The following is a 19,619-nucleotide window of genomic DNA, read 5'->3' on the forward strand; positions in this document are numbered from 1 at the left end:
CACCCGGCACCTGGTTACTGCGGTATTGGCGGTCCGCCGCCGGCGACCACCAGCACAAGCTGGCCACGACGGCGGACCGCCCCGCGGTGACCGGCTCGAAAGACCGGCCACCCTCGGCCCTATTCGCGGCGGTCGTGCAACGGGACGGCTCCGTAGTGTCCGGCTGCGCGGCGGAACCTCGCGTCACTGCTGAAGATGAACGTTCCGCCGAACATGTACCACGGGGCGGGTTCACCTTCCGGGGTGACCGGCTCGGCGTGGACCGCGGTCTCACGGTGGAAGTGCTCGTTCTTGACGAGCCGGACGGCGGTCCGTTCCTCGGTGACCTCGAAAATCGGGTCGATGCCCTCGCCAATGACGGTTACTTCCATGACCCGGGCGGAGATGCCCCGGTTCGAGAAGTCTGTGCCCAGGGCGTCGCGGTAGATCAGGGCGGTGATGCCCCTGGGGGCGGTGGTGTCGTTGCTCATGTGCTGGCTCCTTCGAAGTCCTTTGGGGTGCTGTACTGCCCGGCTCCGGCCGGGCAGTACAGCGGTTGTCAGTGCTGGTTAGGCGGCATCCCGCACGGCGTAGGGCATCCGGTACCGGCTGGGAAGTTCGGCTGCGGCTTCCGGCAGGTCGGCCGGGCCTTGGGCCTGTCCGTTCTTCCAGTGGAAGAATGCTTGCTCCGTGATGGCGTCCCACAGGCGGGCTTTCGTCCGGTAGTAGGTGCACGTCACGTCACCCTCGCAGTAGGTGGCGATGCCGAACAGGTTGCCGATGCTGTCAGCGGTGCGGGTAGCGGCCACCATGACGTAGGGCCATTGGCCCAGGTCCCAGCCGTCACAGCCCCAGCTGGAGAGCACGGCCCAGCCGTGCTCTTCGATCAGTTCCATCCAGTCGTAGCCGCCGTTCATGTGGTAGTCACCCAGCACGGTCACGCCGTCGATGGTTTCCCCGGTGTCCGCGAGGGTCACGGTCTTTTTGCTTACTGCGTTCATGGTTTTGTCCTTGCAGAGACGTGGGGGTGTGGGGCGGCTTAGGTGACCGGCCAGCTCCCCTTTCCCCCCGTTGTTTTTTGGTTGCTGGCAAGCTTGCTTGCTCGGCGGCCGACGGAGCCCTGTCTACCCGCAGGGCAAGGTGTGGGAAATTCCCGAAGGAAATCAGCGACGAAGGAGCGCCGCAGGGAAATTCCTGCCGCAGGCCCCGACGAAGGAGGGGCTAGACGGGGTGGAGCGGACGCCTAGAATCCGAAGGACAGCAACCAGAAAACGTCGTAGACAAACAGGGCCAGGGCTTCCGGAGCTCTGCGACGGCGCGCCCTGGACCCAACAGCCGGCCGCGAAGCGGACGCCCAAACGGGTGCGAGCCCTGCGAGGATGCACTTGCCCTGAGACTCGTCAGGCTGGGTTGGTACGGTGAGATTGTCCCGTCTGGTTCCCCCAATCCCAGGCGGGACAACCTTTTTCAGAAGGACAGATGGACTGTGGGACTGCGAAGCTTCTTCACCCGGCGCAGGGCACCGGCCGCAGCGGAACCCTCCGCCGTCGTCGTGGCCCCGGAACGCGAGCCGCTGTCACCAGCGCAGCTGGCAGACCTGGAAGCAGCGTGGGCCGAACTACAGCAGGCGGCCAAGGAAGCAGGCGTGACGCCGTTCAATGCCTGCACGCGGGACGGCAGCCGCTGGCAGGACGACCCGCAGTCCGTACGGGCCATGGCGGAGACCATAAGGCGCACCCAGAAGTACACCGCCGAGGGCACCCAGGACGGCCCGCAGCGCTAGAAACGGCCCGTCCTTTAGGCTGGGCCCATGAGCGAGTCCATCCCGCCGGCTCTGCAACCACCGGTTGCTGTTGCCCTGGCGAAACTCGTCAAGACATTCCCGCCACCCGGCGCGCTGCCAGGCGTGATCTACGCGGAACCCAAATGGGACGGGTACCGGACGATCGCCCTCATAAATTTTGACGGGGTGACGCTCTGGTCCCGGCAAGGCAAAGAACTCACACGGATTTCTGTTGGGGTGAGCGCCAGCGCGTTGACTTTGGCCTAGTTAAGGTGCCGTTGTCAGTGCGCGACAGGTGTCGCTCACCTGAGCATGACGACTTCATACCGGACCACCCCGACGGCTTCGCCCCGCGGTAGAACAACCAGCGCTGGCGAAGGAAACAGCCACCTTCCGCGACTGGGGGCGCTAGCTCGGGGGTCGGCTTGCCGCTGAGACGGGACAGCCTGCATGATCCTTTTTCGCACTGTCCCGCGCCGCAACAGGGACAGGTCTGCTCTAAATGGCAGGGGTATCCAGAGGAATTCTGTTCTCGCAACCATGGAGCAAACGGAGGTGTGAGGAGACCGGCGATTTCGGCTCCGAGTCCATCAACGAGCCCGGCGCCGGCCAGCACCCCCTTACCAAAGCCGTTCCCGTCCGCATGTCCGGACCGGAGACGCTTCGGACCCGGAAGACAAGCCCAGCCTCGAGCGGGTCGTTGAATCTGTTATTGGCGCGTGGCTCGGTCAGGCACCTCTCCTTCCAGAGCGCGGTGGCGAGGAACTCTATAAGCGCGGCGAGGGTGTTCGTTGTGCGGTTCGACACCAGCTGCAAGAGCAGCTCAGCGAGTATCGTCACGAGCCGACTGCCGTCCGGATCATCGATGCGCTGGTGAACTGCCGCCGGCCGAGGTCCGTGATGCAGTGGATGTCCAACCCGAGAGGCGGCTTCCAGACGCTTCGATTCATGCCCGCCACGGGTTCGCTCGCGAGACTGACGCTATTCAGCCACGCCTCGCATAGCAAAATGGTGTCGCCTCAGAATGCGGGCGGCTGCCAGTGGTGGATCCCGAGTTACGCACGCAGATCAATTTGGGCGAGCCAGAATCGATCCGCTTCAGGACGTGGAAGTCGTCTCGGCTCTTCGGGCCGCGATTCCGTGAAGGAGGAGATCGATCCATCGGTCGAGGGTGTCGGTGGGTTGGCCGGCGGGGATGTTGCTGACGAGGAGATAGAAGTCCTCGATTGACAGGTCGGAGCGGACGGTGCGGTCTACGCGGGCTTGATTGATGATCGACTGCAGGGCGGCGCCTGCTCGTTGCAGGTCTGATGCATCGCCCACGTCGGCGTCGAGAGCGGCTGCGGCGGCTTTCGCGGCTTGGTTGGTCGCGGTTGCGATGACGATGTCCCGTAGGAGCGCGGTGAGCTCGGTGTATGCGGGACTGCCATCGCGCACGGCCGCCGCTGCGGTCTCGCTACGATCCGCCACCTGCGCTATGAACTCGCTCACAACCGACGCGACGAGATGCACCTTGGTGGGGAAGTGGCTGTAAAGGGTGCCGACAGCAACGCCCGCAGCAGCAGCGATCTCATCCATGCCGACGTCGGGACCGTGGAGGGTGATCTGCGCTCGGGCAGCCTCCAGGATTTTCGTGCGATTGCGCCGTGCGTCAGCGCGCAACGGCTTTACTGGTGGTTGAGTCACGGAGCTAATCCTGTCATGGCTGATCGTCCCACTTGCAATTACTCGAACAGTAGTTCAAGATAAAACTCGAACTACTGTTCAACTTAGTCGAAGGATCAGACCATGACCACCACCACCACCACCACCAAAAAGGTCGCACTCGTCACCGGGGCATCCTCGGGAATGGGCCACGCATTCGCCATCCAGCTGCACGAAGCCGGATTCCTCGTCTACGGCGTCGCCCGACGCACCGACCGTATGAATGACCTCCGCGCTCACGGCATCAAGACCATTGCCATGGACATCACCGACGACGAATCGATCAGTGACGGTGTCCGCCAGATCCTTACCGAAACTGGCCGGATCGACGTTCTCGTCAACAACGCCGGCTACGGGTCCTACGGCGCCGTAGAAGACGTTCCTCTTGAGGAAGCCCGCCGCCAGTTCGAGGTGAATGTGTTCGGCGCCGCTCGACTAGTCCAGCTCGTGCTCCCGTCGATGCGATCCCATAAGAGCGGCACCATCATCAACATCACCTCCATGGGTGGAAAAATCCACACCCCGTTCGGCGCCTGGTACCACGCCACCAAGTTCGCGCTCGAATCCTTCAGCGACTGCCTCCGCCTGGAAACAAAACCTTTCGGCATCAACGTCGTCATCATCGAACCCGGCGCGATCCGCACCGAATTTAACGGCATCGTCGCCGAGAACCTGATCGAAACGTCCGGCAAAGGCGCGTACGCAGACAACGCCGCGAAGGTAGCGAAGGCAGCCCGGGCTGAGAACACCACGCTGTCGTCGCCCCCGGAGCTTGTAGCCAGAATCCTCGTCAAAGCGGCCACCGCACGCCGCCCCAAGACGCGCTATGCCGTCGGATTCGGCGCCAAGCCCCTCATCTTCACCCGCAGCATCCTCCCCGACCGGGCATATGACGCAATGATCCTTCGCGCCAGCGGAGCCCACTGACCACGCACGGCCCAGAAACACACCGCGCACGTCGACACACTCTGCGACTGGAGTCATGTGACATTCGTGTCTCTAGGACTCGACGAGAGCCCTGCTTCGCCGCACACATCAGAGGAATACCTACGGTCCGGAATACGGGAGGCTGCCAGGTGTACGGACAACAGGGATGCCCGTCCACTGGTTCAACCCAGAGACGGGCGAGCTTGCCACAGCGGTCACCGCAGCAGGGGAAGCCGGTCTCATTTCCATCGACGACAGGTTCGGCAGCGAGTGGATGCCCAACGGGTCAGGCTTTTGGGTCTGGGGTGATGGCATCGGGCGCAAATTTTAACCCTTCAACGGAGCGCCGTTCATCCTGGTAGATGTACCAGGAAAGCCTAGGGGCACAACTAACCGAAATGAACCATCCCGCCACTTAAAGGGAAGGCAGCGAAGCAGCGGCCGCTCCAACGTCAGAGTACGTCCAAGGCGAGTCACCTCAGTCCCGGATGACCGGATGCTGGATCGTGCCACGTCGGCCGTCGAAACCATCGCTTGCCGCTGTCCTGTTGAGTTGACCGATGAGCTGGCGGTTGGCTTCCCGGGCGGCACCTAGTTCTTCCCCTTGGTGCTGCAGCTTGGCCTGCAGTTCCTGGATCTCGTTCTGCAGTGTCTGGTTCTGCTCCTCAAGGGCGGCGTGGTTGCGGGGTGCACCCAGTCCGGTCCGGGAGTAAGCCTGCTCACCGAGGAGCTCCGACAACACGTGCAGGGCGCGAGCTGGGCCGCCAGCTCCGCCCGGCGCAGCCCGGGCATCCATGGCCCGAAGAGATCAGCGAAACCTCGCTGAACAGATTCAGCAAGGACAAAGGCCCGGTGCACCTGACGCTGATCGAACCGCTCGTGGTCGAAGTCGCGGCCGACGTCGCCTGGTCCCGCAAATCGTTCCGGCATCCCCTGTCTTTCGTGCGGGCCAGACCAGAGCTGGATCCGGCCGACGTGGAACTCCCGCCGCACATCCAAGACCGGTAACCCCTGCAAGTCGCGTTGGACGGGTTATGCCCACTGGGGGCAGGTGGAGCCCTCCGCACAGCTCAAAGCTGGCCGGTTTCCAACCAACGTCGCAACACTGACTGAAAGTGGTGTTGATTCATGCGTAGTTCGACGCGCCGATCGAGGAAAATGGGACCACCAGGCCTGATTGAAATGAGGCCCTTGTATGTTCAGCTCATGAAAGAAGGACACTCCAACCGGGCCGCATGCAGGATTCTTGGGATCAACCAAAACACGGGCCTTCGTTGGTTGAATGGACGCAATGGAGTCGAGGGCTTGGTGCAGCAGGGCTTGGATCCGCGGCCCCGGAAAGCTGTTCCTGCGGTAGCCGTATCCAGCCGCTATTTGTCAGAGGACGAACGCATCTACATTGCCGACCAGTTGCTGGTGCGGGCAGGTATCCGATCCATCGCTCGCGATCTAGGGCGGTCGCCGTCCACAATCAGCAGGGAATTGGCTCGCAATCGTCCCGATTCGCGTCGCTATCATCCCTTCCGCGCCCAGAAATTGGCACAAAAGAGAAGGCCGAGACCAAAGCTCGCCAAGCTTGCTGGTGATGACGAATTGCGGCATTACGTCGTGGAGTGCCTGTCGAAGCGGTGGAGCCCTCAACAGGTCTGCCGGGCCTTGAAGCAACGGTTTCCGGGAGAAAAGCACCGGCATCTGGTGCACGAAACACTCTACCGCGCGCTTTACCAGCTGAGTATCCGCCCCGTTCCAGTCGGGCCAGCCCGGTTGCTGCGGTCGGGTAAGTTCAGCAGGCGATCACGCTCCAGAACTAAGGTGAAGCCCCGCCAGTACATTGCCGATGCTCTAAAGATTGGTGACCGCCCAGCCCACATAGCGACGAGAGAAGAAGCGGGGCATTGGGAGGGAGACCTCATCATGGGAAAGGGGAACCGATCAGCGATAGTGACGCTGGTAGAACGCTCTTCCCGGCTCCTCGTCGCCTTTGCGCTCCGCCCCGGCAACAGGTCCGATAACATGCGTGACCAACTCATTGAGGAGCTCGGCGTCATGCCGGACACCTTGCGGAGGACCTTGACGTGGGATCGAGGATCAGAGATGGCCAAACATGCCGAAGTCACTACGGCGCTGGGAACCCTCGTGTACTTCTGCGAGCCAGCCAGCCCTTGGCAGCGTGCGTCGAATGAAAACACCAATGGTTTGCTGGAGTGGTCCCTAAATGTTGGACTCCTAATTAAACGTTACGGGGGGCGAGCTTGTGGGCGAGGTATTCGTCGGGGCTGAGGTAGCCGAGTCTCCGTTGTATTCGGGTGCTGTTCCACCAACGCAGATACTCGGTTAGCCCGATGTGGAACTGCTCGATGGTCCTGGGTTGCTGGATCCGGAACCATTCCTCTTTGAGGTGGCTGAAGAACCCTTCCATGGAGGCGTTATCCAAGCAGGTGCCCTTACGGGACATTGATTGAGTCAGCCCGGCTTCGCGGAGCGTGTCCTGCCAGAGCGGATGCCGGTACTGAAATCCCTGATCTGAATGGACCAGGGGTCGCTCGTTCGGAGCGAGGCCGCTGATCGCATTGCGAAGGCCATCGGTGACCATTTTGACGCTCGGAGACGGACCTGCCATGACAGAGACGATCCGGTTGTCATGGAGATCAAGGACCGGTGAGACGTAAACCTTGGAAGTACCCACCGTGAACTCCGTGACGTCGGTGGCCCATTTGGTGTGTTTGACCGCAGTCTCGAACTGGCGGTTCAACACGTTATCAGCCGTCTTACCGACCTCGCCGCGGAAGGAGTTGTATCTGCGCCGGCGACGCACCGGGCTTTGCAGGCCGAGCCCACGCATGAGCTTCAGCACGGTCTTCTTCGACACTGTCCATCCTTGTCGCAGCAGCATGGCCAGGACGCGTCGATGCCCGTAAGCGCTTCGCGCCTGCGTGAAGACCTGACGAATGGCTTCTTTGAGTTTCTCGTGCCGATCCGGCCGGGTGAGCCGGTTGCGGTGGTCGTAGAACGTGGACCGGGGAATCTTTGCCAGGTGCAGCAACAGCGGTAACCGGTGGTGGGCCTTGAGATCATCGATCGCTTGAACTTTCAGCGTCGTTCCTGTGCCCTCAAGGCCCGCAATTTTCCCAGGCACGCCACCTCCGCACGTAACCGCTCGTTCTCCCTTCGGAGTTGCTCGACCTCGCTCTCGGGTAGTGGATTCTCGCGATTGACTGGTGGCCGGCCCCGCTTCTTCGGGCGTAAGCCGTCTTCACCGTCGCGCCGGTAAATTCTGGTCCAATTCGTGACGGTGCCGGGAGAGGGAAGGTCATACTCCTTGGCCAGGACGCGTCCGGATACGCCCTGAAGATGACGCCGCACGATCAAGAGCTTGGTCTCGATGTCGTACTGCTTACGGTCTCTTGTCATCAGCGCACCCGATCCTCGAACCTGCCATCGTTCATACAACATTTGGACAGGGTTGGGTGCTAAATCAAGAGTCAGCGCGGCGGACTTCGCAGTCAGCCCTTGCTCGAACAACTCAATAGCCGACACTGCATCGGAGTGACCCAACGTGCTTCTCAAGTACATCTGACTACTCCCTGAAGAAGGATCCTTGATTGGGTGTCCAACTTCCGGGGACCACTCCATTGCTTCGCCAGTACTTCCGGAAGGGCGATGACCTGAGCGCAGTTACACCAGAAGAGGTCTTATTCGCTGCTGATGAGATCAACAGCCGTCCCAGGGCCGTCCTGGATTGGTCCAGCGCATCCGCCAAGTTCGCGGCATATCAGGCAGTGGCCAAACGAGAAGGTCCTCCACGGGTACGCGCCGTCTAAGCCAACAGACAAAGGACTCCTGGACGCCACACCGACAGCCTTAGAAGAGAGGTTCTCAAGGCGCACCAATCTCGAGCCTTAGACCCGACGAGATCCAAGGTTCTGCGTAATTGCCTTTGATGCAGTGATGAGAAGATGCCCGATTGAGTCTGATTTGTTGATGATGCGTGATGTGGGTGCCGAGACGTTGAGGACCCCTGCGATATGGCCCATACGATCACGAACGGGTGTTGCGATGGATGTCAGGCCGATTTCAACCTCCTCGGATGCAACGGAGTAGCCTCTAATGCGCTCAATATGAATTCTCTGCAGGAGCGACGGGAGGTTCTTCGGGGCGCCGGGGGCCGACGTCGGAATCTCCATGTCGGAAGACGTGAGCGTTTCAATGAGTTCTTCATCGAAATCAAACATCAGGGCCCGCCCGGATGCTGTGCAGTGCATAGGGGAACGGCGGCCTACCCATCCGCCCGCCTGCAGGGACTGTTGAGACTCCTCACGCAGCACGGTGAGCGATCGGTTGCCTTCCTGTACGGAAAGGAGGGCAACTTCCCCCGTCTTCGCCACCAAGGCCTGCAGCGCTGGCCTGCTGGCAAGAACCAGCGGGTAATTACCGGCGCCGGTAGACAAAATCCGGAGGTTCCAACCCAGTCGGTACGTGCGTCGATCCGGGTCTTGTTCGACAAGACCGCTTCGCGAGAGTGCCTTCAACATTCGCGAGACTTGGCTGCGTTCCCTACCCACCGCCCTGGCAAGCTCGCTGACCGAATGCTCCCCACCCGCTTGTCCCGGGTTTTCGAACGCCAAGAGCAGCGCGGCCACGCGTTCAGCTGCACTATCAGCCATGACACACCCTCCTAAATATGTTGCTGCTAGAGCAACTAGGCTCTCCCCTAAGAATGGCTGTTCCCTTTAGAAAAAAGAAACTTCCGTTGCTGTCATAACAACATCATTTCGAGGAGCCGATTCTGCGGCCGTACCTTCAATGCATTGTGGTACACATCACTTGAAAGGTATAGAAATGACGGTCCTTCAGACAGAGACGTCCAACGGCCAGGTCTTGTACGGCCAGCAGTCAAAACTCGCGGTGGACAACTTCGGCGGCGCCGGCCGCACCGTAGCCGATGTACCCGCCTTCGTGCGGAACTACGCGCTCGTAAAAGCAGCTGCGGCTCGCTCCAATGCCAAGCTGGGAGTCCTTATACCCTCCATTGCCGAGGCGCTGGAAGCCGCGTGCGGCGAAATCATTTCCGGTCAGCACCGGTCCCAGTTCCCTACAGCTCTGGTTCTCGGCGGCGGGGGGACAACCACGAACATGAACTTCAATGAAGTCATCGCCGCGCGAGCCTCAGAGATCGCCGGGCTCGCTATCCACCCCAACGACCATGCCAATGCCTCCCAGTCGACTAACGACACGTATCCCACGGCCATGGCGTTGACCATCAGTGAACTCTCCCGGAACCCGTTGGAAGCTCTTACTGCGCTTGCCCAGGCATTCGAAGACAAAGCATCCGAGTACGAAACCACCCAACGTCTCGGCCGTACCTGCCTTCAGGACGCCGTGTTACTTTCTGTGGGCCAGACTCATCGATCCCATGCCACTGCCATCCGCCGAGTAGCCGAGGGACTTAGGGCAGCAACAGCGGAATTGGATTCGATCCCGATCGGAGCAACGGTGCTGGGAACCGGCATCGGCGCTCCTGGAGGCTACCGCGAACTCTGCGTGCAGGACCTGAGCAATGCCGTAGGTCGGCCGCTTACGGGTTCAGAGGATCTCGTCGACGCGCTGGCCCACCTCGATCCCTACGCCGCTATCGCTTCCGCTGGCGCGCGCGCTGCAATCACCATGGCAAAAATCGCTGCCGATTTGCGGTTCCTCTCTTCCGGACCCGGCGGAGGAATCAGCGAAGTCACGCTCCCGGCGGTCCAAGCAGGCTCCTCGATCATGCCCGGCAAGATCAACCCGGTGATCCCGGAATTCGTCATGCAGCTCAGCTACCGCATCCGCGGCGCCGCCCACACTGTCGAATGCGCCGTCGCTGCCGGCGAACTGGAACTAAACATCATGGAACCCGTCATTGTCGATTCCATCTTGAACATCTTTGAAGACCTGACTGCCAGCGCGAACACCTTCGCACGCAAATGCATCAAGGACCTGGCCTGGGATGGACGCCGACTCCACGAAAACATCGACGCAGGGTTCGACAGGTGGGTCGTCATGGCAGCGGAAAACGGATATGACGCCACGACAAAGGAAGTAAAGAAGGCCCGGTCTGCCGGAACGGAGGCAACCCGATGAGCACTACAACCACATCAATCAAGTACGAGGACATCCCCCTCAACCGCTTCCACGTCCGTGTCGCCATCGCGGGCTCCGGGGGTCAGTTCAGCGACGGATTTGTCTTGGGCATCGTCGGCATTGTGCTTGCATCCGCCAAGCAGGATCTGCAGCTTACTCCCCTTCTTACCGGACTCTTGGGAGCCGCCACCCTGTCCGGACTGTTCCTCGGAGCCGTCATCACCGGACCCATCGCCGACCGGATCGGTCGCAGCCCGATCTTCCGCTTCGACATGCTCTTGATCGCGTGCCTGTCAATCTCCCAGTTCTTCATCCAAGAAGCCTTTCAACTCCTTGCCATACGTCTGGTTATCGGTTTGGTCCTTGGGGCCGATTACGTCGTGAGTAAAACGTTGGTCACCGAACACGCGCCACGTCACTTCCGCGGCAAGCTCCTCAGCATGCTCGCCGTGGCTTGGGCCGCCGGATATGTTTTCGCCTACCTGGCGGGGTTCCTTCTCTCCGGTATTGGAGATGAACCGTGGCGCTTCATGCTGATCGCAAGCGCCATTCCCGAACTGATCGTGTTCGCATTCCGTGTCGGCATCCCTGAGTCCCCTCTCTGGCTCCTACTCAAGGGCAAGACAAAAGAGGCCGCAGCGATCGTTGCTCGGGTCGCCGGGCCCAACGTGGAAATGCCGACCCTGCCGGTCGCCGGTGTCAGGAAGCAGACCCGCTACCGGGAACTCTTCTCGAGCCAGTACCGTCGCCGCACGATCGTTGGCGTCGTCTTCTACGTTTGCCAGGTCATCCCGTACTTTGCGCTGGGGACGTTCGCACCGCAGATCATGGCCGCCCTCGGCGCAACCAACAGCCTTGCCGCAGGAGCGACCTACAACGTCTTCCTGCTCACCGGCGCCATCGTCGGAATGATCATCGTCGACCGCCTCTCGCGCCGTTTGTTCCTCATTGGCAGCTTCTTCATCGGAGCCCTTCTTCTGGCCGCGCTGGTCGTCCTGTCCCCATCCAGTACCGTCCTGGCCGTAATACTCTTCGCAGCGTTCGCCCTCGTCCTAGCTGCCGCAGCGAACCTGGAATTTATCTACCCGCCCGAGCTATTCCCGACCGAAATCCGCGCCTCCGGCCTGGGCATCGTCACCGCCGGCAGCCGCATCGGCTCAGCTGCCAGCACCTTCCTGCTGCCGATCGTCCTGGCTGGTCTCGGCATCAACGTTGCCCTTTTCGCCTGTGTCGGCGTCCTCATCATCGGCGGCTTGGTCTGCTGGCTGTGGGCGCCGGAAACCCGGAGGGAATCATTGGTAACCCTCGACCGGGCTACTAACATCAAGCATCCTGCAGGGCGTGTTTAGTGGCTTGAATACCCCCTAGACAGCGGGGCCGCACCTCACGGTGCGGCCCCGCTGTCGTGTCTCTACAGAAAATGCCCACCGAACTGGTATTAGAACGCACGCGTCCCCCAGTACGCTCACAACTAGACCTGTTGCGACGTTGGTTGGAAACCGCCCTGTCCCCATTGGGTACAACCCGTTCGTTGTCAGACCCCTCCCCCATACTGAACACCTGCGGCTTAACCGGCCGCATTTTATTGGCGTGTCTATTCGAATATATGTTTCCTTCAGCCCTTGGCTGGATGTCTTTGACGTAGCCTACGGGCGGCCTACGACAGTCGCGCCGACTTGGGCGGAGCGTTATCTGGAGTGTTGTCCACGAGTTCACGGAGCTGTCGATTGAGCCTGTTAGAACGGATGCCGATCACATGATTCTGATTCCAAGGAGTCCGCCATGTCCTGGTCCGTTCAACGAGTGATTAAGCCCGATGGAGAGGAGTCCTGGACTGTCACCGATCCCTCGTATGACGTCGTCGCTCCAGTCGACCGGTTTCTTGCTCACTTAGGTGCGGTGGACCGGTCGCCAGGGACTGTCAGGTCTTATGCCTTCGACCTGCGGGACTTCTTCACTTTTCTGGAGCACTCCCAGCTTCGGTGGCGAGACGTGCAGTTGGAGGATTTTGGTCGTTTCGCTAACTGGCTACGCCTCGCACCGGCCGAGCGGTCGGGACAACTGCGGAGCCTGACGGGTCGGGCGGAGCATTGTTCTGCGACGACCATCAATCGCAAGTTATCCGCTGTCGGTTCGTTCTACCGGTTTCATCAGCAACACGGGGAGCGTCTGGAGTTCCTACCGGGGTCGGGTCGCCGGGGCGGGGGTTCGTGGAAGCCGTTGCTTGCCCATCTTGCCGGTTCGGTCAGACCTGGCCAGGGACTGAAGCGGAGGACGCCGTCCCGGATACCGCGGACGCTCAGCGCAGAACAAGTTTCGGCAGTCCTGAGTGCGTGCGACCACCTGCGGGACCGGTTGCTCTTCGCCCTGCTGGCTGGATCCGGGATGAGGATCGGTGAAGCACTTGGCCTTCGACATGAGGATATTGACTCCGCAGAGTGCATCGTCAGGGTGCGGTCCCGGCAGAACGCCAACAACGCCAGGGCAAAGACTGGCGACCGTGACATTCCCGTCCAGCCCGGTCTGGTGCGAATGTTCGCCGATTACCTATTCGACGAGTACGGCACGCTGGACTGCGACTATGTCTTCGTGAACCTCTGGTCGGAGCCCGTGGGCCGTCCGATGACCTATCAGGCGGTCCTTGATCTGGTCTCCCGGCTGAGGGCCCGCACGGGGTTTCACTTCACACCGCACCAGTTCCGCCACACGTATGCCACGGACCTGCTTCGGCGGAACGTCCCTTCTGAGGTGGTCCAGAAACTGCTGGGCCACTCATCAGTCGCGACCACGATCGACACCTATTCCCACCTCGACATCCGGCACGTGCGGAAGGCACTGGCATCGGCAGGTTGGCTACCCGACAGGCCAGAGACCGACGGTGACACTTTCGCTCCGCTGAAAAAGGAGACGTCTGATGGCCCGACGTGACGTCAGGGGCGGTTCCACAGGCCAGGGTGACGCCCTGCCGCGGATGCGGCTAGCCCTTTCACCCCGGTTTGATGCCGCTGTGATTGTCCTCGATGACTCCGACCTGGCGGGGAACCTGTTCCCGCTGTGCAGCATTGAAGGGTGCGTCCGATTCCTCAGTACCAAGCAGCTCTGCCAGACACACCTCTACCGGTGGAACAAACTCGGCCAGCCCGGTCTCGAGGAATTCAGGACCCGGGCGGGACCAGTAACCAGGCCTGAAAGGTTAGATCTCGGCGACTTGCCCGAAAGGCTGCGCATAGAGCTGGCGTTGGCCATCCAGATCCTGGCATCCCACCCCAGGGAGAGGCAACGGTTCCGCCTGCAGGACCTCCGCAGCCTGCTAGGCCGGCTGAGACAAACGGATGCCGGCTCGCTATTGATCAGCGCAGAAAGCGCCCAACTTCACGATGCTCCATCGGCGGTACGGCGGACGCACGCGGCACTGTCATCGGCTCTGGAACATTTCCTGGAACCGCCAACTGCGTCCTCGGAGTTTGAGCGCGATCTCTGGCGGCTTGAGGTCATGGGGTTCAGGGGCAGGATCGGCCAGCAGGGCAGGTTGCGGTTTAGCACCATCGAGCAGCCGTGGCTGAGGTTGCTCGCGAAAAGGTTCATGCGCTGGCGGATCTCCACCGGCACGAGTTATTCCCAGCTCAACCGGGACATGACAGCCCTTCTACGGCTGGCTGACGCCTTCACTGAACATGCCGGCGCCAACGGCGCAGTGCAGGACTTCACCCGCGAAAGCATCGAGGTCTATCTCAACCTCTTGCTTCGGCTCCGCCTCGGTCCCGCCAGCCGAAGCTATTCCCTGAGCTCGACCGCTTTGTTCCTGAGGGCTATACGCGAAAACAACTGGGAACCAGCACTCCCGGCATCTGCCGGAGTCCGGATGGGCGACCATCCCCGCCGCACGGCAGCACTGCCGCGTGCACTTCCCGAGTTCGTCATGGCACAAATAGAAGACCCCAAAGCGCTGGAGCGGTTGGAGCAACCGCACCGGCTCATGATGCAAATACTTATCCGCACGGGGCTTCGCCTTTCCGATACGTACCGCCTGGAAATCGACTGTCTCCTCACCGACAACCAGAACGCCCCCTACCTGCGCTACTTCAACCACAAGATGTCGCGCGAGGCGACCTTGCCGATCGACGACGAACTCGCCGCCGCGATCACCCAGCAGACGCTTACCGTCCGAGCAGTCATGCCGGAAGCCCGCTACCTTGCCCCCGCCCCACACTCCCGAACCGGCGACCGGCCGTGGAACCCCGGAACCGCCGCCGGCCACATCCAGGTCTGGCAGACGACAATCAGGCTCCGAGATGAACAAGGCCATCCGTTCCGCTTCACAGCCCACCAGCTCCGCCACACCTATGCCACACGGCTGATCAACGCCGATGTTCCACAGGAGGTGGTTCGCCGGCTACTGGACCACGAATCCCACGAGATGACCGCCCGCTACGCGCGGCTCAAGGACGAAACCGTCCGGCGCACTGGGAGCAGGCGCGGAAGATCAACATCCACGGCGAAACCCTCAGTGCCGGCCAGGATGACGCGATCAATGACGCGGCCTGGATGAAGGAAAACCTGGGCCGGGTCACCATGGCCCTGCCTAACGGCTACTGCGGACTGCCACTGCAGCAGACTTGCCCGCACGCCAACGCCTGCCTGACCTGCCCGGTGTTCGTCACCACCCCCGACTTCCTGTCAGAACATCTCGACCATCTACGCTCCACGAAACGGCTCATTGCCCACGCCGAGACGGCAGGGCAAACGCGAGTCGTCGAAATGAACCAACGCGTCGCGGCCAACCTGGAAAGCATCATCGGCACCATCCAAAGCACCGGGGACAGGAGCCTCAAAGATGCGAACTGACAACACCCACCACCTCCTGGCCGCCGCTCGCCAACGATCAGACAAAGCGCGTCAAAAAGTGGAGGAGGCGCTCAAGCAACTGGACCAAACCACACAACCCGCAACCGTCAGCGAGCTAGCCAGAACAGCGGGGGTGTCACGGTCCTGGCTTTACACCCAACCGGACCTGTTGGAGCAGCTTCAACAGCGGAAACGGCCGGATAAAACGTCACCATCGGAGTCGTCTATTCGAGCGTCCGAGACGTCCATGCATCGGCGGCTTCAGCTGGCCCATCAACGCATCCGGCAGCTTACGGACGAGAACCGCCGGCTGCAGGACCGGCTGGCCCGGGCGCACGGGGCGATCCGAGAGGCACGACGTTGACGTTGCCCTGCTCCCGATGTCAGTGCAATTGATCGGCTCTGCGGGACGGTACGAGGCAGAAGAAGAGCGCCGCTCAATTGCTGCGGCGAGGGAGCCGGGAGCCAAACATGCAGCGTCGAGGAAGAGCTTGCTACGGCCGACGGACGTCCCAGCAGATACGGGGGTGACTCGGAGCTATTCCTCATCGATGCGAAACCAACCGTGGAGACATGTGAACGCTAGCACCGAACAAGCGAGGATAATACCGGCTCCCGCTATGGGCGATAGGCCCCAGATGGTGAGTGCGGTCCACACGGCGCTGCCCAGAGTAACGAAAGACCCGAACCGCGATAGGCGCCGGTTCCGATTGGACTCCTTCGTCGAGATCGGCCGAAACAACGCATGAGCGAAAGTGAAGGCGCCCGCAACGATCGTCAGGCCGACGCTGATCGAGTATCCACAGCGTTCAGAACCACTAATGGAATCAGCGCTCGAGATACCTGACGAATCGGTCAAGGAGGTTCCGAGCGCGGCGATTCAGCCAACTGATAGAAGAGAAGTAGCGGGCGAAAATCGGGCTGACCCAGTAGTAGCCCCTGACGAACGCGCGACCAAGTGCTGAGGTCTGAAGCCGATCGTCTCTGAACCGACGTAGAACAATAACGGACGGATGTTCATATGATCCGTACACGGCAGTCGCGATGTAACACCCACCGCTCGCCGCCTGTCGCCCACCCTGAGTGAACGGGTTCGTCTCCCGCCTCATAAACTTGTCAATGTTCTGCTCGAATACGGCGAGCTGCGCGAGTCGCTCACCATATTCAATTGTTATCTGTTGGTTGTAGGCATTAGCTCGGGAAGCGTACTTCTCGGCGGTAGAGTACAGATCCTTCAACTGCGCAATTCGGTCGAGTAACTCCGCCTTGGAGACAACACCATCTGGCGCCCGACGCAGGAGAGCCATCAGCACGCTCATGCGGAGCGCCGCGAGGCCGGCAGCTTCACCCAACTCGATGTCGGGGAAACCGTACTGCCTCGTCAGAATATTCATCTCCACACCGATCACGAAGCACTGCCTGTCCCACTCGTAGATCTGGGCAACAGAAGCTTGCGAGTTCGATCCGGCATCCATCAGCTTCGCCTGCAACGGTTGCAGTTTAGAGTGGCACCGTTGAATCTCGGGTGGGAACATCGGCAGCAGACTCCTTCGGGAGAGCACAATTTCGGGATCACCCGGATGTGTCCCGCACACACCCTATCCAGGGCTGTTGTGTTCTAGCCTCGAGATTTCATGACCGCTAACAACCGTATGACTGCGCGGCGTCATTAAATCTCGAGGCTAGTCATGGGCTAATACTCGCCTGTCGAAGCTAGGAAGTCACGCATGGTGCAGAAGCCGAGCTTATCTCGCAACGGAAATTTCTTATCGCCGGAATGGTCATACCGTACCGAAACGAGTGGACCGTTCAGGCGATGCCAAGCCGTTCCGTAAGCCGGTCCTCCACCGACCGCTATTCCGTCCTCGGTAGCGTTCATCAAAATTCCTGCCCTTCCAAAAGTTCTTGCATTCCCGAATGACCCGCACGCAAAACTGCCCGGTCATAGGGCCCTAAATGCTACACACCAAGGCGTCTTCAGGAGGTCGCCATTGATCTCCAGCATTGGGCGCGCTCCAACAGCTCCCCTGAAGGCTTCAGAAGCTGCAGACCCCTCAAGGACAGGTGTCTTCACTGTAGAACGTGTGCCCTAAAAGGAGAGGCGCGCCCAGAGCTAATGGGAATATATGTTCTAAGGTTGTGTTATGGGACCGGAACAAGCCAGTGCGTTGCAGGCGCAGTATGCGCGGCGTGCCGGCCCGATCGGGCTGACCGTGGAAGAGCTCGATTTCGAGCACTTCCCGGCCAAAAACGGGTATCCCGGGATCCCGGTGAAGGCGTGGATCCGGTTCCCGAACTGCGCGGAGCTCGTGGACGGCGAAGTGTTCGCCTGGACAGCGAAAGCGGCCGAAGTGACGTGGAAGGACGGGCCGGTGACGTACCGGACCTGGGTGTGGAGCTCGGCGGTAACCCGCCGGGAAGAGATGATGAACAGGAATTTGGGAGAGCGGACCAGCCGTGACAGCAACAGCAAGTGAAACAGCCCTGGACGCCCCCGTGGACGTCCGGTTCACCCCTGCCGGGCACCCCCTGGCTGTGAGGTACAACGGCCGCATCTGGGCTGTTATGGCCGATCCCGTGCACTGGTTCGCCCGGGAGTCCTGGTGGGACACCAGACGCACGGCAGCAGTGGGCGTCGGGGACATGGTGAGCGTCGAATACTGGAGGGTCCAGGTTGGCCTGGCTTCGAACTCCGCGCTGCGGACCTTCACGCTGCGCCGTGATCCGCTGTCCAGCCAGTGGCTCCTGGAGTCCATCGCTGATGGCTATTAGGCAGCAGTGAAACTCGACAACGAACCGGTCAGCGATCAGATATGGGCGGCCATCGGGGCAGAATTTGCCCTGCCTTCCCTGGAGCAGATCAGCAGCCGCCTGTCCGAGCTCATGGAAGACCCGGAACCGGTGATGCAGCAGCTCGTCCGCGTCTTTATTGACGAGGGGACCTTCTGCCCGGGATTCCAGTTCCTCGCCGGCGGACAGCTCCACCCGACGGTGGTAGACCTTTTCAAACGGGCGATGGAACTGAAAATCCCCCACAACTACTTCACCGTCTGGATGGTTACACCGTCGTCCAGCCTCGCAGGATCCCGCCCCGTTGACCTCCTGGGCAGCGACCCGCAGCCTCTGTTTCGTTCCCTGGAAACCCTCGGAAAGGAACAGTTATCTGCGGCCAACCGGTCGCGTAGCGTTGGGGCATGAGCCTTCTCTACGATCACGCCGGCCTCGCCGCGGTCGTGCTGACGCGGATCGCGGCCGAAGAATCAGAAGGTCCCAGCGAAATGACCGGCCGAATGAGCGAATACATCGCCGGCCTAGTGGAACGCAACGGCCCCGCCGCCGCGACAGAGCTGGCAATCGCCCTGGCCCGCCAGCATTTCATCGCCTTGGACACCTTGGCCAGACAGCTGAACGTCCCGGCGGGGCAGCTGCTGGATGCCTTGGAGGTGGAGCTGCTGGAAAGCCTCGATGACGGAAGTTAAGCGCCCCGCCCCGCATCCGGAATGGGTGCATATGTACCGGCAAGGCATCCCTTCGCCGGCGATCGCTGCCGCAGCAGGCGTAGGAAAAAGCACCGTCCGCTACCACCTCCACATCGCCGCCAAGGCCGACCCATCCATCCGGGATGAACATCGGGCGGCGGCCGGCGCACCGGTCCAGCCTTCCGGCGCGGGGTTGCGGAACATGGAAGCCCTCATCGCCCTCTACAAAACGGAGGGCAGACTCCCCTTCAAGGCCAAATCCCCCGGGGAACGGGCACTGGCCGTGTGGCTCCAGCGACGGCGGCAGGACGCGGACCGGGGCGCCCTCTCCCGCATCTATAGGGAAGGCTTGAAGGCAATTCCCGGCTGGGATCAACAGCCGGACCGCAAGACCAGGGATGAAGCACGGTGGCACCAGCGCCTGGCCGAGCTGATGGACTACATGGCAGCTGGCAACGACTGGCTCAGGCACAAAAAGACTGACGACGAACATGAGCGGACCTTGGGCATCTGGCTACACATCCAACGGATGAAGCACCGATCCCGCGAACTGGACCAGGACAAGGAAACGCAGCTGAACACCAATCATCCCGGATGGCGGGCCGGGAGGGTGCGCGGGCGCAAGCCCCGCGCATAAATCCCGTGAGGCGTACTATCACGCGACCACGGGCACACCTCGATTGTTGGAGCGCCTCGCGGAGATCCGCCGTCTCCAGGCCGCTGCCCCTACGGTCACCCAGGCTGCCTCCAATACCCGCCAGAACCTTGTGGAAGCCATTGCCGCA

General features: G+C 61.2%; 25 protein-coding genes. 17 read left to right on the forward strand and 8 right to left on the reverse strand.

Annotated features, from left to right (window positions below):
- Positions 1–119 precede the first annotated feature (119 nt).
- Together ACFC25_RS09520 and ACFC25_RS09525 are read right to left on the reverse strand one after the other, a co-directional pair.
- The gene (locus ACFC25_RS09520) at positions 120–470 is read right to left on the reverse strand and encodes a hypothetical protein (protein ID WP_376044907.1); all 351 of its coding nucleotides are present in this window, start codon (positions 468–470) and stop codon (positions 120–122) included.
- Positions 471–548: 78 nt separating this feature from the next.
- Positions 549–980, reverse strand: coding sequence for a hypothetical protein (locus ACFC25_RS09525; RefSeq protein ID WP_376044908.1), 432 nt, complete (start codon positions 978–980; stop codon positions 549–551).
- A gap of 485 nt (positions 981–1,465) precedes the next feature.
- Between ACFC25_RS09525 and ACFC25_RS09530 the strand changes: the two genes are divergently transcribed.
- Entirely contained in the window at positions 1,466–1,762 is a 297-nt protein-coding gene (locus tag ACFC25_RS09530) for a hypothetical protein (protein ID WP_376044909.1), read from the forward strand.
- A 27-nt stretch (positions 1,763–1,789) separates the two neighbouring features.
- Entirely contained in the window at positions 1,790–2,029 is a 240-nt protein-coding gene (locus tag ACFC25_RS09535; RefSeq protein ID WP_376044910.1) for a hypothetical protein, read from the forward strand.
- 831 nt (positions 2,030–2,860) lie between these two features.
- On the opposite strand, the gene ACFC25_RS09540 is transcribed toward ACFC25_RS09535, so the two are convergent.
- Complete coding sequence (locus tag ACFC25_RS09540) at positions 2,861–3,448, reverse strand: TetR/AcrR family transcriptional regulator (RefSeq protein ID WP_376044911.1); 588 nt, start codon at positions 3,446–3,448, stop codon at positions 2,861–2,863.
- A gap of 102 nt (positions 3,449–3,550) precedes the next feature.
- On the opposite strand from ACFC25_RS09540, the gene ACFC25_RS09545 reads away from it, so the two are divergent.
- Together ACFC25_RS09545 and ACFC25_RS09550 are read left to right on the forward strand one after the other, a co-directional pair.
- Complete coding sequence (locus tag ACFC25_RS09545; protein WP_376044912.1) at positions 3,551–4,393, forward strand: oxidoreductase; 843 nt, start codon at positions 3,551–3,553, stop codon at positions 4,391–4,393.
- 166 nt (positions 4,394–4,559) lie between these two features.
- Positions 4,560–4,724 (forward strand): hypothetical protein, encoded by a 165-nt coding sequence (locus ACFC25_RS09550; RefSeq protein WP_376044913.1) that lies wholly within the window; start codon positions 4,560–4,562, stop codon positions 4,722–4,724.
- Positions 4,725–4,871: 147 nt separating this feature from the next.
- Here ACFC25_RS09550 and ACFC25_RS09555 read toward each other — a convergent pair whose 3' ends face one another.
- Entirely contained in the window at positions 4,872–5,189 is a 318-nt protein-coding gene (locus ACFC25_RS09555) for a hypothetical protein (RefSeq protein WP_376044914.1), read from the reverse strand.
- Positions 5,190–5,245: 56 nt separating this feature from the next.
- Between ACFC25_RS09555 and ACFC25_RS09560 the strand changes: the two genes are divergently transcribed.
- Both ACFC25_RS09560 and ACFC25_RS09565 read left to right on the forward strand, forming a co-directional pair.
- Complete coding sequence (locus tag ACFC25_RS09560; protein ID WP_376044915.1) at positions 5,246–5,401, forward strand: hypothetical protein; 156 nt, start codon at positions 5,246–5,248, stop codon at positions 5,399–5,401.
- Positions 5,402–5,599: 198 nt separating this feature from the next.
- The gene (locus ACFC25_RS09565; RefSeq protein ID WP_376044916.1) at positions 5,600–6,673 is read left to right on the forward strand and encodes an IS30 family transposase; all 1,074 of its coding nucleotides are present in this window, start codon (positions 5,600–5,602) and stop codon (positions 6,671–6,673) included.
- Here the strand turns inward: ACFC25_RS09565 and ACFC25_RS09570 are convergent.
- The 3 genes from ACFC25_RS09570 to ACFC25_RS09580 form a co-directional block, all read right to left on the reverse strand.
- Entirely contained in the window at positions 6,624–7,529 is a 906-nt protein-coding gene (locus tag ACFC25_RS09570; protein WP_376044917.1) for an IS3 family transposase, read from the reverse strand. The two genes, ACFC25_RS09565 and ACFC25_RS09570, sit on opposite strands and share 50 nt — an antisense overlap.
- Positions 7,484–7,966 (reverse strand): transposase, encoded by a 483-nt coding sequence (locus ACFC25_RS09575; RefSeq protein WP_376044918.1) that lies wholly within the window; start codon positions 7,964–7,966, stop codon positions 7,484–7,486. The genes ACFC25_RS09570 and ACFC25_RS09575 overlap by 46 nt, the downstream gene beginning before the upstream one ends.
- Positions 7,967–8,292: 326 nt before the next feature.
- Positions 8,293–9,057, reverse strand: coding sequence for an IclR family transcriptional regulator (locus tag ACFC25_RS09580; protein ID WP_376044919.1), 765 nt, complete (start codon positions 9,055–9,057; stop codon positions 8,293–8,295).
- Positions 9,058–9,232: 175 nt separating this feature from the next.
- Here ACFC25_RS09580 and ACFC25_RS09585 point away from each other — a divergent pair, with 175 nt between their 5' ends.
- The 6 genes from ACFC25_RS09585 to ACFC25_RS09610 all read left to right on the forward strand — a co-directional run bounded on the left by ACFC25_RS09585 (position 9,233) and on the right by ACFC25_RS09610 (position 15,719).
- Positions 9,233–10,510 (forward strand): lyase family protein, encoded by a 1,278-nt coding sequence (locus tag ACFC25_RS09585; RefSeq protein WP_376044920.1) that lies wholly within the window; start codon positions 9,233–9,235, stop codon positions 10,508–10,510.
- On the forward strand, positions 10,507–11,859 hold the full coding sequence (locus tag ACFC25_RS09590) for an MFS transporter (RefSeq protein ID WP_376044921.1): 1,353 nt from the start codon (positions 10,507–10,509) through the stop codon (positions 11,857–11,859). Before ACFC25_RS09585 ends, ACFC25_RS09590 begins: the two co-directional genes overlap by 4 nt.
- 433 nt (positions 11,860–12,292) lie before the next feature.
- The gene (locus tag ACFC25_RS09595) at positions 12,293–13,438 is read left to right on the forward strand and encodes a tyrosine-type recombinase/integrase (protein WP_376044922.1); all 1,146 of its coding nucleotides are present in this window, start codon (positions 12,293–12,295) and stop codon (positions 13,436–13,438) included.
- Positions 13,425–15,059, forward strand: a complete 1,635-nt coding sequence (locus tag ACFC25_RS09600; protein WP_376044923.1) for a tyrosine-type recombinase/integrase — start codon at positions 13,425–13,427, stop codon at positions 15,057–15,059. Before ACFC25_RS09595 ends, ACFC25_RS09600 begins: the two co-directional genes overlap by 14 nt.
- Positions 15,056–15,355, forward strand: coding sequence for a hypothetical protein (locus ACFC25_RS09605; RefSeq protein WP_376044924.1), 300 nt, complete (start codon positions 15,056–15,058; stop codon positions 15,353–15,355). The genes ACFC25_RS09600 and ACFC25_RS09605 overlap by 4 nt, the downstream gene beginning before the upstream one ends.
- The gene (locus ACFC25_RS09610) at positions 15,345–15,719 is read left to right on the forward strand and encodes a DUF6262 family protein (protein ID WP_376044925.1); all 375 of its coding nucleotides are present in this window, start codon (positions 15,345–15,347) and stop codon (positions 15,717–15,719) included. The genes ACFC25_RS09605 and ACFC25_RS09610 overlap by 11 nt, the downstream gene beginning before the upstream one ends.
- A 463-nt stretch (positions 15,720–16,182) precedes the next feature.
- On the opposite strand, the gene ACFC25_RS09615 is transcribed toward ACFC25_RS09610, so the two are convergent.
- Complete coding sequence (locus tag ACFC25_RS09615) at positions 16,183–16,845, reverse strand: CFI-box-CTERM domain-containing protein (RefSeq protein WP_376044926.1); 663 nt, start codon at positions 16,843–16,845, stop codon at positions 16,183–16,185.
- A 654-nt stretch (positions 16,846–17,499) separates the two neighbouring features.
- Between ACFC25_RS09615 and ACFC25_RS09620 the strand changes: the two genes are divergently transcribed.
- From ACFC25_RS09620 to ACFC25_RS09640, 5 genes are read left to right on the forward strand one after another with little or no spacing between them, the layout of a single operon-like run.
- A complete protein-coding gene (locus ACFC25_RS09620; RefSeq protein ID WP_310168171.1) occupies positions 17,500–17,832 on the forward strand; it encodes a hypothetical protein in 333 nt (110 codons plus the stop codon).
- On the forward strand, positions 17,813–18,127 hold the full coding sequence (locus tag ACFC25_RS09625; protein WP_376044927.1) for a hypothetical protein: 315 nt from the start codon (positions 17,813–17,815) through the stop codon (positions 18,125–18,127). Before ACFC25_RS09620 ends, ACFC25_RS09625 begins: the two co-directional genes overlap by 20 nt.
- A gap of 6 nt (positions 18,128–18,133) precedes the next feature.
- On the forward strand, positions 18,134–18,553 hold the full coding sequence (locus ACFC25_RS09630; RefSeq protein WP_376044928.1) for a hypothetical protein: 420 nt from the start codon (positions 18,134–18,136) through the stop codon (positions 18,551–18,553).
- Positions 18,550–18,834: a hypothetical protein gene (locus tag ACFC25_RS09635; protein ID WP_376044929.1), complete on the forward strand. Its 285-nt coding sequence runs from the start codon at positions 18,550–18,552 to the stop codon at positions 18,832–18,834. The genes ACFC25_RS09630 and ACFC25_RS09635 overlap by 4 nt, the downstream gene beginning before the upstream one ends.
- The gene (locus ACFC25_RS09640) at positions 18,821–19,471 is read left to right on the forward strand and encodes a helicase associated domain-containing protein (RefSeq protein ID WP_376044930.1); all 651 of its coding nucleotides are present in this window, start codon (positions 18,821–18,823) and stop codon (positions 19,469–19,471) included. Before ACFC25_RS09635 ends, ACFC25_RS09640 begins: the two co-directional genes overlap by 14 nt.
- The last annotated feature ends 148 nt before the right edge of the window (positions 19,472–19,619 follow it).

Source organism: Pseudarthrobacter sp. NPDC055928, from assembly GCF_042270935.1.
In the GTDB taxonomy this organism is placed as follows: domain Bacteria; phylum Actinomycetota; class Actinomycetes; order Actinomycetales; family Micrococcaceae; genus Arthrobacter.